Consider the following 13,650-nt stretch of genomic DNA (forward strand, 5'->3'; position numbering starts at 1 on the left):
TCGCTGACGTGCGCCCGATTATCGTTCTACTGATGGCCTGGTGCCTCAGCATGGGGGCGTACGCAGCGACAGCCCCCGACGCCAAACAGATAACCCAGGAACTGGAGCAGGCAAAAGCGGCCAAACCCGCTCAGCCAGAGACCGTCGAGTCGCTCCAGTCCGCACTGAACGCGCTTGAGGAGCGGAAAGGCTCGCTTGAGCGCGCTCAGCAGTATCAGCAGGTTATCGACAACTTCCCCAAACTCTCGCAGACGCTGCGCGCGCAGCTCAATAACTTGCGCGACGAACCGCGCGATGTGCCGGCAGGGATGACCTCCGACGCGTTGAACCAGGAGATCCTGCAGGTCAGCAGCCAGCTTCTGGAAAAGAGCCGCCTTGCTCAGCAGGAGCAGGAGCGAGCGCGCGAAATTGCCGACTCCCTCAGCCAGCTTCCGCAGCAGCAAACCGACGCCCGCCGCCAGCTTAATGAAGTTGAGCGCCGCGTGGGAACACAAAACGGCAACACGCCACAGGCGCAGGCCCAAAATCTGGGCCTGCAGGCAGAATCAGCTCGCCTGAAGGCCCTTGTCGATGAGCTCGAGCTGGCGCAGCTTTCCGCCAATAACCGCCAGGAGCTGTCGCGGATGCGCTCAGAACTCGCTCAGAAGCAGAGCGAGCAGCTGGACGCCTATCTTCAGGCCTTGCGCAACCAGCTCAATAGCCAGCGCCAGCGTGAAGCGGAGCGCGCGCTGGAAAGTACCGAGCTGCTGGCAGAAAATAGCGATAACCTGCCTGCCGGCATCGTCGAGCAGTTTAAGGTCAACCGTGAGCTTTCGGCCGCGCTGAATCAACAGGCGCAGCGTATGGATCTGGTGGCCTCGCAGCAGCGTCAGGCCACTAATCAAACCCTTCAGGTTCGCCAGGCGCTCAACACCCTGCGCGAACAGTCCCAGTGGCTCGGATCGTCAAACCTGCTGGGCGAAGCGCTACGCGCCCAGGTCGCGCGCCTGCCGGAGATGCCGAAGCCGCAGCAGCTGGATACCGAAATGGCCCAGCTACGTGTTCAGCGACTGCATTTTGAAGATCTTCTCAATAAGCAGCCGCAAATCCGCCAGATCCGTCAGGCTGACGGACAGCCTCTGACCGGCGAGCAAAGCCGCATTCTGGAAGCCCAGCTGCGTACCCAGCGTGAACTGCTGAACTCTCTGCTCCAGGGCGGGGATACGCTGATTCTTGAGCTGACCAAGCTAAAAGTGTCCAACAGCCAGCTGGAAGATGCGCTGAAAGAGGTGAACGAGGCGACGCACCGTTACCTCTTCTGGACGTCCGACGTGCGTCCGATGACCTTCTCGTGGCCAATTGAGATTGTCCAGGATCTGCGTCGTCTGATTTCGCTCGATACCTTCAGCCAGCTGGGACAGGCCAGCGTGATGATGCTCACCAGCAAAGAAACCATTTTCCCGCTGCTGGGGGCGTTAATTCTGGTGGGCTTCAGCATTTACTCGCGCAGACATTTCACCCGCTTCCTCGAGCGTTCCAGCTCCCGAGTGGGGAAGGTTACCCAGGATCACTTCTGGCTGACGTTGCGCACCGTATTCTGGTCGATTCTCGTCGCCTCCCCGCTGCCGGTGCTGTGGATGACGCTGGGCTATGGCCTGCGGGAAGCCTGGCCCTATCCGCTCGCGGTAGCGATTGGCGATGGCGTCACCGCCACGGTGCCGCTGCTGTGGGTGGTGATGATTTGCGCCACCTTTGCGCGACCCAATGGCCTGTTCATCGCCCACTTTGGCTGGCCGCGTAATCGCGTGGCGCGCGCCATGCGTTACTATCTGATGAGCATCGGGCTGATTGTGCCGCTGATTATGGCGCTGATCATGTTCGATAATCTCAACGACCGGGAGTTTTCAGGCTCGCTGGGCCGCCTCTGCTTTATGCTGATATGCGGAGCGCTGGCCATCGTCACGCTCAGCCTGAAACGCGCGGGTATTCCGCTCTATCTGGACAAAACCGGCAGCGGCGACAATATGTTCAACCGGCTGCTCTGGAACCTGCTGCTCAGCGCACCGTTGATTGCGATGCTGGCAGCCGCGGTGGGTTACCTGGCGACGTCGCAGGCGCTGTTGGCACGTCTCGAAACCTCGGTGGCCATCTGGTTCCTGCTGCTGGTGGTGTATCACGTTATCCGCCGCTGGATGCTGATCCAGCGCCGCCGTCTGGCGTTTGACCGTGCCAAGCATCGCCGGGCGGAGATCCTCGCCCAGCGCGCGCGGGGTGAGGAGGAGCCAAACCACGTTAACAGTACGGAAGGTACGACGGAGGCGGATGAGGTCGAACTGGATCTGGATGCCATCAGTACCCAGTCCCTGCGTCTGGTTCGCTCCATCCTGATGCTGATTGCCCTCCTGTCGGTCATCTTCCTGTGGTCGGAGATCCACTCGGCATTTGGCTTCCTGGAGAACATCTCGCTGTGGGACGTGACGTCCACGGTGCAGGGTGTTGAAAGCCTGGAGCCGATCACCTTAGGGGCGGTGCTGATTGCCATTCTGGTGCTGATCATCACCACCCAACTGGTGCGTAACTTCCCGGCGCTGCTGGAGCTGGCGCTGCTGCAGCATCTGGATTTAACGCCGGGTACGGGCTATGCAATCACGACCATTACCAAGTATCTGATCATGCTGTTTGGCGGTCTGGTTGGCTTCTCGATGATCGGCATTGAGTGGTCGAAGCTCCAGTGGCTCGTCGCAGCGCTCGGCGTTGGGTTAGGTTTTGGTTTACAGGAGATCTTCGCCAACTTCATCTCGGGCCTGATCATTCTGTTCGAAAAACCGATCCGTATTGGCGATACCGTCACGATCCGCGATCTGACCGGCAGCATCACGAAGATCAACACCCGTGCGACGACGATCAGCGACTGGGATCGGAAAGAGATCATCGTGCCAAACAAGGCGTTTATTACCGAGCAGTTCATCAACTGGTCGCTCTCAGACTCCGTTACCCGTGTGGTGCTGACGGTACCGGCACCGTCGGACGCGAACAGCGAAGAGGTCACCCAGATCCTCTACACTGCCGCGGAGCGCTGCTCGCTGGTCATCGACAACCCGGCACCGGAAGTTTTCCTTGTGGATTTACAGCAGGGGATTCAGATTTTCGAGCTGCGTATCTACGCCGCCGAAATGGGCCACCGTATGCCGCTGCGCCATGAGATCCACCAGCTGATTCTGACGGGCTTCCGCGAGCACGGTATTGATATGCCGTTCCCACCGTTCCAGATGCGTCTGGAAAGCCTGGACGGGCGTAAAACGGGAAGAACGCTGACGTCAACGGCGCGTACGCGCCCGGCGGGCAGCTTATAACGCGTCTCCCCTCCCTTTCGGGAGGGGAATATTCCCGCTACGCCACTTCTGCGATGTACGCCGTCACGCGTCGACGGTAATTCTCATAAATCCCCATCGCTAACAGCGAGAAGAAGATTGGGCCGCCCACCATCCACAGCGCGCTGCTCCAGTCGTTCGCCTCAATCACCGGCTGAATGATGGTGAAAATATTGGCAAACGCCACCACCAGCAGCACCACCGTGGTGGCCAACAGCGTTGCCGCGCGGGTTTTGAAGATCACAAACGGACGCTCAAGCTCCTGCTTTGCCTTAAAGAACGGGAACGCCAGGGTCAGGAACAGGTACGGCAGGGTCATCGACACGTTCGCCATCAGGGTCAGCTTGTTATAGAACGCCGATGCGGTATCACCGCCAAATGAGACCAGCAGAATAAACACGCACACCAGCAGACACTGCATCCACATGGCGTTGGCAGGCATGCCTGCGGTATTGAGCTGGGTCATGCGTCCCGGCCACAGCGCTTTTGGCGTACCCTGGATGATCGCTTTCAGCGGCGAGTAGATCAGCGTGAAGAATGCGCCGGTATAGGCAAGGAACATCGACAGGCCGGTAATGCGCGCAAACCAGATCCCCATGGTGGCCGATGCTTCCGGCGTCAGGTGCATGGCGTTACCCAGCGTCATCCCCAGGCTTTTCATCAGCACGTAGGTAATGTTCCCGAGGTTGGTGGTGTTGTTACTCAATACCTGCTGCCAGTTGGTGCTGACGCCCCAGAGGAAAATCGCCAGTGAATAGCCGATGGAAATCACGATAGCGGCAAAAATAATCCCTTTGGCAAAGTTCTTTTCCGGGTTCTCGGTCTTGTCGACCAGCCCGCCCACCGCTTCAATACCGCCGTAGGCGAAGATGGCAAACACCACGAAGGAGAGCATGGCCAGCCCGGACTGGTAACCTGGATTAGGCGAGGAAACGAAGTTCACCTCCTGCGCAAAATGACCACCGTTCAGGCACAGAATGGCAATACTCACCAACAGCAGCACCAGGTTCAGGCACATCACGGAAATACCGCCAACGGCAGTGATACGGGCAATTTTGTTGATGCCTTTTGACGCCACCAGCGTGACCACCACCATCCAGCATACCGCCAGGATACCGACGACCTGCGTGGAGCTCAGCCCGGCTAACGACCAGACCTGCGTTTTATCGGCACCGAAAAGAAACGTGGAGAATGGCACCCAGACTTTGGCCGCCGTGCTGACCATCCAGACGACATAAGAGGAGAACCACATAAACGTGCCGATAAAGGCATAACGCGGGCCGACGCTGTTGTTCATCCATGAGTAGATCCCGCCCTCTTCTTTCCGGTAAGCCGAGCCCATCTCCGCCATCATCAGCGCAAACGGGATAAAGAAGAACAGAGCCGAAACGATATAAAACGGCGTCGCGCTGTAACCCATCAGATAGAACGCTGACGGGCTGTTGGCAAAGCCAAAGACTGAGGTAAATATCATCAGGATGAGCCCGGTAAGGGTCATCTTTTTGAGTGACTGGGACATAGAACCATCCGAAAAGGAATTAAACTGCGCGGATGGTAGCAGATGACCAGACTAATATTGTGGCTATAAGGGGCAAATTAAGAAAAAGACCCGTATATTGATAATATGACAGTTTTTAATGTGGCAGGGCCAAATGACCGAGTAGGCCGGGTAAGCGACAGCGCCACCCGGCAATTCTTTAAGCGCGATCGACCGTAAAGGCAATCACATCGCCAAGCTGCTCTGCGCCCAGGGCCAGCATGACCAGACGGTCTACGCCCAGCGCCACGCCGGAGCAATCCGGCAGACCTGCTTTTAATGCTTCAAGCAGATTAACATCAATAGGCTGCTGCGGCAGGCCGCGCGCGGCGCGCTTGCGGTTATCCTGCTCGAAACGCTGCGCCTGCTCGCGGGCGTCCGTCAGTTCGTGGAAGCCGTTCGCCAGCTCAATACCTTTGTAATAGACCTCAAAACGCTCTGCCACACGGTGGTCTTCGGTACTGATCTGCGCCAGTGACGCCTGGCTTGCCGGGAAGTGATAGACAAACGTCGGACGGTCTTTGCCAATCTGCGGTTCCACGCCGAAGGTGAACAGCAGCTGCAGCAGCGTGTCGCGGTCCTCTTCGGCATCTGCCACGTTGCTCAGATCCAGTTTTGCCGCCACTTCGCGCAGCAGGGTTTTGTCCGCCGACAGCGGATCGATTTCCAGATGGCGCTGGAAGGCCTGCTGATAAGAGAGCGTTTCCGCTTCTGAGCAATCCAGAACCTGCTGAAGCAGATCGTCCACCTCATTCATCAGGCGGTACATATCATAATGCGGGCGGTACCACTCCAGCATGGTGAATTCCGGGTTGTGGTGACGACCCATCTCTTCGTTGCGGAAGCTACGGCACAGCTGATAGACCGGACCACATCCCGCCGCCAGCAGGCGTTTCATGTGGTATTCCGGGCTGGTCATCAGATACAAATTCATGCCCTGAGAGTGGCCGGGGCCAACAAAACGGGTTTCAAACGGGACCAGATGAATATCCGTTACCGTTGCCTGACTCATGCACGGGGTTTCCACCTCCAGGACGCCGCGGTCGGCAAAGAAACGGCGGATCTCCGTCATAATTGCAGCGCGTTTTAACAGATTAGGGATGGATGCGCTCGGCTCCCAGGTGGCCGTTTCGCTCATGAGTTGTTCTCCGATTTCAGACAAGGGCACGAAGTCTACTCGTTAGCAGGGACAGAGACAAATTTTGCGCAGTAAAAAAGCGCATTTCATTTAGGTGAACAATTGCGTGATGCAATTCATCAATCTCAATGATAAATCGCCGGACAGAACAGCAAAAAAATCGAACACGTCAAATTTCCCTGACATCTACACGGTTATACTGTTTTACCCATAAAGGAGCAGTGGAAACGCTTTCGCAATCGTCCTTTTGGACGGGTGAACTACCTTTAGTTTGTCGCGTTGCGAAATAACAAAAATCTGGAGGAATGTCGTGCAAACTTTTCAGGCCGATCTTGCCGTAATAGGCGCTGGCGGGGCTGGATTACGTGCTGCGATTGCTGCAGCGCAAGCTAATCCCAACGCTAAAATCGCATTGATTTCAAAAGTCTATCCAATGCGCAGCCACACGGTGGCCGCAGAAGGAGGATCCGCCGCCGTTGCGCAGGATCATGACAGCTTTGAATACCATTTCCACGACACGGTTGCAGGGGGCGACTGGCTTTGCGAACAGGATGTCGTTGACTACTTTGTGCACCATTGTCCAACGGAGATGACCCAGCTTGAACAGTGGGGATGTCCGTGGAGTCGTCGCCCGGACGGCAGCGTCAACGTTCGTCGCTTCGGCGGCATGAAGATCGAACGTACCTGGTTCGCCGCCGATAAGACCGGCTTCCACATGCTGCACACCCTGTTCCAGACCTCCCTTCAGTTCCCACAAATCCAGCGCTTTGATGAGCATTTCGTCCTCGACATTCTGGTGGATGATGGACACGCGCGCGGCCTGGTGGCGATGAACATGATGGAAGGCACGCTCGTCCAGATCCGCGCCAATGCGGTGGTGATGGCGACGGGCGGTGCAGGCCGCGTTTATCGTTATAACACCAACGGCGGTATCGTTACCGGCGACGGTATGGGTATGGCGCTCAGCCACGGCGTGCCGCTGCGCGATATGGAGTTCGTGCAGTATCACCCAACCGGTCTGCCGGGCTCCGGCATTCTGATGACGGAAGGCTGCCGCGGTGAAGGCGGTATCCTGGTCAACAAAAACGGCTACCGCTACCTGCAGGATTACGGCATGGGCCCGGAAACCCCGCTCGGCGAGCCAAAGAACAAGTACATGGAACTCGGCCCGCGCGACAAAGTCTCTCAGGCTTTCTGGCACGAGTGGCGCAAAGGCAACACCATCTCCACACCGCGTGGCGACGTGGTTCACCTCGACCTGCGTCACCTGGGCGAGAAAAAGCTGCTGGAACGTCTGCCGTTCATCTGCGAGCTGGCGAAAGCCTACGTCGGCGTCGATCCGGTGAAAGAGCCGATTCCGGTCCGCCCAACGGCGCACTACACCATGGGCGGGATCGAAACCGACCAGCAGTGCGAAACCCGTATTAAGGGTCTGTTCGCCGTCGGTGAATGTTCCTCCGTGGGCCTGCACGGTGCCAACCGCCTCGGCTCAAACTCGCTGGCCGAGCTGGTGGTCTTTGGCCGCATGGCGGGCGAGCGCGCGATGGAACGAGCGGCAACCGCAGGCGAGGCTAACGGTGCCGCGCTGGATGCGCAGGTCGCAGACGTTGAAAAACGCCTGAAAGACCTGGTGAACCAGGAAGGTAACGAGAACTGGTCTAAGATCCGCGACGAGATGGGCCTGTCGATGGAAGAAGGTTGCGGTATCTACCGTACCCCTGAGCTGATGCAAAAAACCGTCGATAAGCTGGCGGAACTGCAGGAGCGCTTCAAGCGCGTGCGCATCACCGACACCTCCAGCGTCTTCAACACCGACCTGCTCTATACCATCGAGCTGGGCCACGGCCTGAACGTGGCGGAATGTATGGCGCACTCTGCGCTGGCGCGTAAAGAGTCGCGTGGGGCGCACCAGCGTCTTGATGAAGGCTGTACCGAACGTGACGACGTCAACTTCCTGAAACACACTCTCGCCTGGCGCGATGCGGATGGCACCACACGTCTGGACTACAGCGACGTGAAAATCACCACGCTGCCGCCGGCTAAACGCGTGTACGGTGCAGAAGCAGAAGCCGCCGAGAAGAAGGAGAAGGCGAATGGCTGAGATGCAAAAACTGAAAGTTGAAGTGGTGCGCTACAACCCGGAAGTGGATGCCGCACCGCACAGCGCTTTCTATGAAGTTCCTTACGACGAGCAAACCTCCCTGCTGGACGCGCTCGGGTATATCAAAGACAACCTGGCGCCAGATCTGAGCTACCGCTGGTCCTGCCGCATGGCGATCTGCGGCTCCTGCGGCATGATGGTCAACAAGGTGCCGAAGCTGGCCTGTAAGACCTTCCTGCGTGACTACACCAAAGGCATCAAGGTCGAAGCCCTGGGCAACTTCCCTATCGAGCGCGATCTGGTGGTCGATATGACCCACTTTATCGAAAGCCTGGAAGCCATTAAGCCTTACATTATTGGCAACCCGCGCACGCCGGATCAGGGGCCAAACAACCAGACTCCAGCTCAGATGGCGAAATACCATCAGTTCTCAGGCTGCATCAACTGCGGTCTTTGCTACGCCGCCTGTCCGCAGTTTGGCCTGAACCCCGAGTTCATCGGCCCGGCCGCCATTACCCTGGCGCACCGCTATAACGAAGACAGCCGCGACCACGGTAAAAAAGAACGTATGGCGCAGCTTAACAGCCAGAACGGCGTCTGGACCTGTACCTTTGTGGGTTATTGCTCCGAAGTCTGTCCGAAGCACGTCGACCCGGCCGCCGCCATTCAGCAGGGTAAAGTGGAAAGCTCGAAAGACTTTCTTATCGCTACCCTGAAACCACGCTAAGGAGTGCATGATGACGACTAAACGCAAAGCCTATGTGCGGCCTGTGCCGTCCACCTGGTGGAAAAACCTGCCGTTTTATCGCTTCTACATGCTGCGTGAAGGCACAGCGGTACCGGCGGTCTGGTTCAGCCTTGAGCTGATGTACGGCGTTTTTGCCCTCAAGCATGGCCCGGAAACCTGGGCCAGCTTTGTCGGTTTCCTGCAAAACCCGATCATTGTCATTCTGAACCTGATCGTGCTTGCAGCCGCGCTGCTGCATACCAAAACCTGGTTTGAACTGGCGCCAAAAGCGGCGAACATCATCGTAAAAGGCGAGAAAATGGGGCCAGAACCGGTGATTAAGGGGCTCTGGGCGGTGACGATTCTGGTCACTGTGGTCATTCTGTTTGTCGCACTGTTCTGGTAAGGAGACTACTGTGATCAATCCAAATCCAAAACGTTCTGACGAGCCGGTCTTCTGGGGCCTCTTTGGCGCAGGCGGCATGTGGAGTGCCATCATTGCCCCCGTCATCATTTTGCTGGTGGGCATTATGCTGCCGCTGGGGCTGTTCCCGGGCGATGCGCTGAGCTACGAACGCGTACTGGCATTCGCGAGCAGCTTTATTGGTCGCGTGTTCATCTTCCTGATGATCGTCCTGCCGCTGTGGTGTGGCCTGCACCGTATTCACCATGCGATGCATGACCTGAAAATCCATGTACCGAGCGGGAAATGGGTATTCTACGGTCTGGCGACCATCCTGACCGTGGTCACGCTGATTGCCGTGATCACTATCTGACGCCTCTGGCCCGCCATCCGGCGGGCCTTTTATTTCTGCATCTTCCCCACCAGCCATTGAGCAAACTCGCGCATTGCGGGCGTTTCTGCGCGTGACTGCAGCCTCGTGAGCCAGTAGCTGCCAAGGTCAATCTGCGTCGCAAAGGGTTGTACAATGCGCTCACTGTTCAGCAGATGGGTGAACATATCGACAGGGGCAATCGCGATGCCCGTACCTGCCTGCGCGGCTTCCAGCATGGTCACGGACGAATCAAATACCATTACCCGGTGCGTCGGTGAAGGCGGGTTTTCTCCCGCGGCCTGCATCCAGGCGGTCCACTCGTCGCGCCGGTAAGAACGCAGGAGGGTAAACTTCAGGATATCGGCAGGGGTGTGCAACGCGGCTGCAATGTCAGGCGTGCAAAGCGGCGCAAGCGGTGCAGGGCAAAGAAACGTCGCTTCCGTGCCGTGCCACGCCCCACCGCCATAACGAATGGCGTAATCAAGCCCCTCGGCTGCCGGATCGACGCGATTGTTGTGCGTCGACAGCTGAAGATCGATATGCGGATAGCAGCGACGAAAGTCCGCGAGCTGCGAGAATAACACCCCGGTAGCAAAGGTACCCACCACGCCAATTTTCAGCTTCTCCTGGGCGCGCTGGCTGGCAAAGCGATCCAGCATTCCGGCAATTCGGTCGAACGAGTCATTCAGCACCGGCAGCAAATTCTCGCCTTCCGTGGTCAACATCAGCCCACGCGAAACGCGGACGAACAACTGGCAGTTAAGATGCTGCTCCAGCGCCTTTACGTGCTGGCTAATCGCGGAATGGGTGACATTCAGCTCAATAGCGGCATGCGTAAAACTGAGGTGCCTTGCGGCAGCTTCGAAGGCGCGAAGCGAATTAAGCGGAAGATAGCTGCGGGTCATGGTCCCATCCGTTAGAAAAATTAACAGCTAATGCTAAATTTAACCGTTTGTCAGCCACAGTCAAATCCAACAGACTACAGCGGTCTGACGGGCCCGGACACTCCCTTGAACTGCTATTACGGAAGATAACCGATGATGACAAAATCCCTAAGCTGTGCCCTGCTGCTCAGCGTCGCCAGCTCTGCATTCGCCGCACCGATGTCCGAAAAACAGCTGGCTGAGGTGGTGGAACGTACCGTTATGCCGCTGATGAACGCGCAGGCCATTCCGGGTATGGCGGTGGCGGTAATTTATCAGGGTCAGCCACACTACTTTACCTTCGGTAAAGCCGATGTTGCGGCGAACAAACCCGTCACCCCGCAAACCCTGTTTGAGTTGGGCTCTATAAGTAAAACCTTCACCGGCGTACTGGGCGGCGATGCCATTGCCCGGGGTGAAATAGCGCTGGGCGATCCGGTAGCAAAATACTGGCCTGAGCTCACGGGCAAGCAGTGGCAGGGCATTCGCATGCTGGATCTGGCAACCTATACCGCAGGCGGTCTGCCGTTACAGGTGCCGGATGAGGTCACGGATACCGCCTCTCTGCTGCGCTTTTATCAAAACTGGCAGCCGCAGTGGAAGCCGGGCACCACGCGTCTTTACGCTAACGCCAGCATCGGTCTTTTTGGTGCGTTGGCGGTTAAACCTTCCGGCATGAGCTATGAGCAGGCCATGACGACGCGGGTCTTTAAACCCCTCAAGCTGGACCATACCTGGATTAACGTCCCGAAAGCGGAAGAGGCGCATTACGCCTGGGGATACCGTGAGGGTAAAGCGGTCCACGTTTCGCCAGGGATGCTGGACGCGGAAGCCTATGGCGTAAAAACTAACGTGAAGGATATGGCGAGCTGGGTGATAGCCAACATGAAGCCGGATTCTCTTCAGGCTCCCTCACTCAAGCAAGGCATTGCTCTGGCGCAGTCTCGCTACTGGCGCGTGGGGGCTATGTATCAGGGGTTAGGCTGGGAGATGCTCAACTGGCCGGTCGATGCCAAAACCGTCGTCGGAGGCAGTGATAACAAGGTGGCGCTGGCACCATTGCCCGTGGCAGAAGTGAATCCACCCGCGCCGCCGGTCAAGGCCTCCTGGGTCCACAAAACAGGCTCGACGGGCGGGTTTGGCAGCTACGTGGCATTTATTCCTGAAAAGCAGCTCGGCATTGTGATGCTGGCGAATAAAAGCTATCCGAACCCGGCACGCGTTGAGGCGGCATACCGTATCCTCGACGCGCTGCAGTAAAACATTGCCGGGTGGCGGCTTCGCCTTACCCGGCCTACAAAACCACGGTGTGCGGCGAAATTCGCCGCACAATCTTCCGCATTTTTCCTGCTGTCATCTACACTTAACAAAAAACAGTAAGGAAACTCCTATGCGCATTCTGCCTGTTATCGCCGCGGTGACAGCCGCGTTTTTAGTGGTTGCCTGCAGTTCCCCTACCCCGCCTCCTGGCGTCACCGTCGTCACGCCTTTTGATGCACAACGCTTCCTTGGAACATGGTATGAAATCGCGCGCCTCGACCATCGGTTTGAGCAGGGTTTAGAGAAGGTCACGGCGAATTATAGTCCGATGGATGATGGCGGTATTCAGGTGATCAACCGGGGCTATAATCCCGATCGGGAGATGTGGCAGCAGTCGGTGGGAAAAGCGTACTTCACTGGAGACCCGCGACGGGCCGCGCTTAAGGTCTCTTTCTTTGGTCCGTTTTATGGCGGTTATAACGTGATAGCGCTCGACAAAGCGTATCGCCATGCGCTGGTCTGTGGGCCGGATCGCGACTACCTGTGGATACTCTCCCGCACGCCAACTATTTCACCAGAAATGAAGCAGCAGATGCTGGACGTCGCGACCCGGCAAGGGTTTGATGTATCAAAACTTATCTGGGTAAATCAGCCCCATTAGTGGGTGCTGAGCTTAAGCCCAACGATCCCGGCCACAATCAGAGCGAGGCTGGCGATACGCGCCAGACTCGCTGACTCGCCGAGCAGCAGAATGCCGGTGATGGCGGCCCCCACCGCGCCAATACCCGTCCAGACGGCATAAGCCGTTCCCACAGGCAAAGAGCGCATCGCCCAGGATAGCAGAACAATACTGACTATCATGGCGGTAACGGTAATGACGCTGGGCGTCAGGCGGGTAAATCCGTGGGTGTACTTGAGACCAATCGCCCATACCACTTCGAGCAGGCCAGCAATAAAAAGAATGATCCAGGACATGTCAGGCTCCTTAACTTAATGCAAGTTGGGGCCGTCCCCGGTGAAAGAAACGCTTACGGGTCGTCCCGTAAGGCAGAGATTACGCCACCTATTGTGGTTAGCGTGCTATTTTTTTTCAATCCTTTTTTGCTGAACACGTTAAGGCAAGAAATAGCCGCAGTATGGCGCGGAGTTCCGGCTTTTAGCACTCATCCGACTTCTCTATGATGATGTGCTTTCTGATGGCAGGAAGCCAAACCACTAGCCGACTGCGAATAAAATATGTTCAAAATTCTTTTGATTGACCGTTGTCACTTCACCCGCGCGGGGTTTGAAGCATGGCTCAATCATTCCGGTTTGTTCCCGGGACACTACGTTGTGACCGGGCTGAATAATCTGTTTCTTGCCAGAGAACACATTCTGCAATGGAAACCGACGCTGGTTATCGCTGACCTGTACGGCTTCAGGCAGGATATTCACCATTTTCAGCAGCTCTCTTCCCTGCTTAACGCCAGTGAAAGATTACCGTTTATTTTGCTGCAGTCGGGAGAGGACAGCGGGATGACCGACTGGCTTGGGAAGTTTCCGGTCTGGTCGTCGCTGTTAAAAAACGCCAGTCTCGAAGAGGTGGCAACGGTTATCAACGACGCGTTAATTTCGCGCGCCAGCGCTGACAGACCAACGGCGGCGGCTCCCTTGCTGACCCGACAGGAAGAGAAGGTGCTGACGTTATGGATGGACGGCGCGAGCAATCAAAAAATTGCCGCTCACCTGAGCATCAACGGAAAAACGGTTTATACCTATAAACGCAATATCCGCATGAAATTACATATGGATACGCGTTTTTCTCCGTTCTTATCCCTGCAGGAATCAGAAAGCTGACG

The 13,650-nt window shown here is 56.9% G+C and carries 12 protein-coding genes; 8 read left to right on the forward strand and 4 right to left on the reverse strand.

The features are described 5' to 3' along the window. Positions 1-8: 8 nt before the first annotated feature. Entirely contained in the window at positions 9-3,332 is a 3,324-nt protein-coding gene (gene mscM, locus FHC48_RS17800) for a miniconductance mechanosensitive channel MscM (protein WP_119312277.1), read from the forward strand. 37 nt (positions 3,333-3,369) lie between these two features. On the opposite strand, the gene yjeM is transcribed toward mscM, so the two are convergent. Together yjeM and epmA are read right to left on the reverse strand one after the other, a co-directional pair. Then, positions 3,370-4,869 (reverse strand): glutamate/gamma-aminobutyrate family transporter YjeM, encoded by a 1,500-nt coding sequence (gene yjeM, locus FHC48_RS17805; protein ID WP_059364623.1) that lies wholly within the window; start codon positions 4,867-4,869, stop codon positions 3,370-3,372. 178 nt (positions 4,870-5,047) lie between these two features. Beyond that, positions 5,048-6,025, reverse strand: a complete 978-nt coding sequence (gene epmA / locus FHC48_RS17810) for an elongation factor P--(R)-beta-lysine ligase (protein ID WP_045337298.1) — start codon at positions 6,023-6,025, stop codon at positions 5,048-5,050. Between the two features lie 310 nt (positions 6,026-6,335). On the opposite strand from epmA, the gene frdA reads away from it, so the two are divergent. The 4 genes from frdA to frdD are packed head-to-tail and all read left to right on the forward strand — an operon-like array spanning position 6,336 to position 9,629. Then, positions 6,336-8,126, forward strand: a complete 1,791-nt coding sequence (gene frdA, locus FHC48_RS17815; protein ID WP_008502932.1) for a fumarate reductase (quinol) flavoprotein subunit — start codon at positions 6,336-6,338, stop codon at positions 8,124-8,126. After that, positions 8,119-8,853: a succinate dehydrogenase/fumarate reductase iron-sulfur subunit gene (locus tag FHC48_RS17820; RefSeq protein ID WP_021240721.1), complete on the forward strand. Its 735-nt coding sequence runs from the start codon at positions 8,119-8,121 to the stop codon at positions 8,851-8,853. Before frdA ends, FHC48_RS17820 begins: the two co-directional genes overlap by 8 nt. Before the next feature lie 10 nt (positions 8,854-8,863). Next, positions 8,864-9,259: a fumarate reductase subunit FrdC gene (gene frdC / locus FHC48_RS17825; protein ID WP_008502933.1), complete on the forward strand. Its 396-nt coding sequence runs from the start codon at positions 8,864-8,866 to the stop codon at positions 9,257-9,259. A gap of 10 nt (positions 9,260-9,269) precedes the next feature. Continuing rightward, on the forward strand, positions 9,270-9,629 hold the full coding sequence (gene frdD, locus FHC48_RS17830; protein WP_008502934.1) for a fumarate reductase subunit FrdD: 360 nt from the start codon (positions 9,270-9,272) through the stop codon (positions 9,627-9,629). A gap of 29 nt (positions 9,630-9,658) precedes the next feature. Here the strand turns inward: frdD and ampR are convergent, their stop codons facing one another. Further along, positions 9,659-10,534, reverse strand: coding sequence for a LysR family transcriptional regulator AmpR (ampR, locus tag FHC48_RS17835; protein ID WP_023293463.1), 876 nt, complete (start codon positions 10,532-10,534; stop codon positions 9,659-9,661). Between the two features lie 132 nt (positions 10,535-10,666). On the opposite strand from ampR, the gene blaMIR reads away from it, so the two are divergent. Together blaMIR and FHC48_RS17845 are read left to right on the forward strand one after the other, a co-directional pair. Next, positions 10,667-11,812 (forward strand): MIR family cephalosporin-hydrolyzing class C beta-lactamase, encoded by a 1,146-nt coding sequence (gene blaMIR / locus FHC48_RS17840; RefSeq protein ID WP_059364619.1) that lies wholly within the window; start codon positions 10,667-10,669, stop codon positions 11,810-11,812. A 130-nt stretch (positions 11,813-11,942) separates the two neighbouring features. After that, positions 11,943-12,473, forward strand: coding sequence for a lipocalin family protein (locus FHC48_RS17845; protein ID WP_023326541.1), 531 nt, complete (start codon positions 11,943-11,945; stop codon positions 12,471-12,473). Here the strand turns inward: FHC48_RS17845 and sugE are convergent. Continuing rightward, complete coding sequence (gene sugE / locus FHC48_RS17850) at positions 12,470-12,787, reverse strand: quaternary ammonium compound efflux SMR transporter SugE (protein ID WP_008502938.1); 318 nt, start codon at positions 12,785-12,787, stop codon at positions 12,470-12,472. The two genes, FHC48_RS17845 and sugE, sit on opposite strands and share 4 nt — an antisense overlap. Positions 12,788-13,048: 261 nt before the next feature. Here sugE and FHC48_RS17855 point away from each other — a divergent pair, with 261 nt between their 5' ends. After that, complete coding sequence (locus tag FHC48_RS17855) at positions 13,049-13,648, forward strand: LuxR C-terminal-related transcriptional regulator (RefSeq protein ID WP_021240725.1); 600 nt, start codon at positions 13,049-13,051, stop codon at positions 13,646-13,648. Positions 13,649-13,650: the final 2 nt, after the last annotated feature.

Origin of the sequence: Enterobacter sp. EC_50 (assembly GCF_019584525.1) — a bacterium.
In the GTDB taxonomy this organism is placed as follows: Bacteria; Pseudomonadota; Gammaproteobacteria; order Enterobacterales; family Enterobacteriaceae; genus Enterobacter; species Enterobacter roggenkampii.

What these genes read in the sequence shown, in the direction of transcription:
- yjeM (WP_059364623.1), bottom strand. Translation starts at nt 4,869, where the DNA reads ATGTCCCAGTCACTCAAAAAGATGACCCTTACCGGGCTCATCCTGATG.
- epmA (WP_045337298.1), bottom strand. Translation starts at nt 6,025, where the DNA reads ATGAGCGAAACGGCCACCTGGGAGCCGAGCGCATCCATCCCTAATCTG.
- FHC48_RS17820 (WP_021240721.1), top strand. Translation starts at nt 8,119, where the DNA reads ATGGCTGAGATGCAAAAACTGAAAGTTGAAGTGGTGCGCTACAACCCG.
- frdC (WP_008502933.1), top strand. Translation starts at nt 8,864, where the DNA reads ATGACGACTAAACGCAAAGCCTATGTGCGGCCTGTGCCGTCCACCTGG.
- ampR (WP_023293463.1), bottom strand. Translation starts at nt 10,534, where the DNA reads ATGACCCGCAGCTATCTTCCGCTTAATTCGCTTCGCGCCTTCGAAGCT.
- blaMIR (WP_059364619.1), top strand. Translation starts at nt 10,667, where the DNA reads ATGATGACAAAATCCCTAAGCTGTGCCCTGCTGCTCAGCGTCGCCAGC.
- FHC48_RS17845 (WP_023326541.1), top strand. Translation starts at nt 11,943, where the DNA reads ATGCGCATTCTGCCTGTTATCGCCGCGGTGACAGCCGCGTTTTTAGTG.
- sugE (WP_008502938.1), bottom strand. Translation starts at nt 12,787, where the DNA reads ATGTCCTGGATCATTCTTTTTATTGCTGGCCTGCTCGAAGTGGTATGG.
- FHC48_RS17855 (WP_021240725.1), top strand. Translation starts at nt 13,049, where the DNA reads ATGTTCAAAATTCTTTTGATTGACCGTTGTCACTTCACCCGCGCGGGG.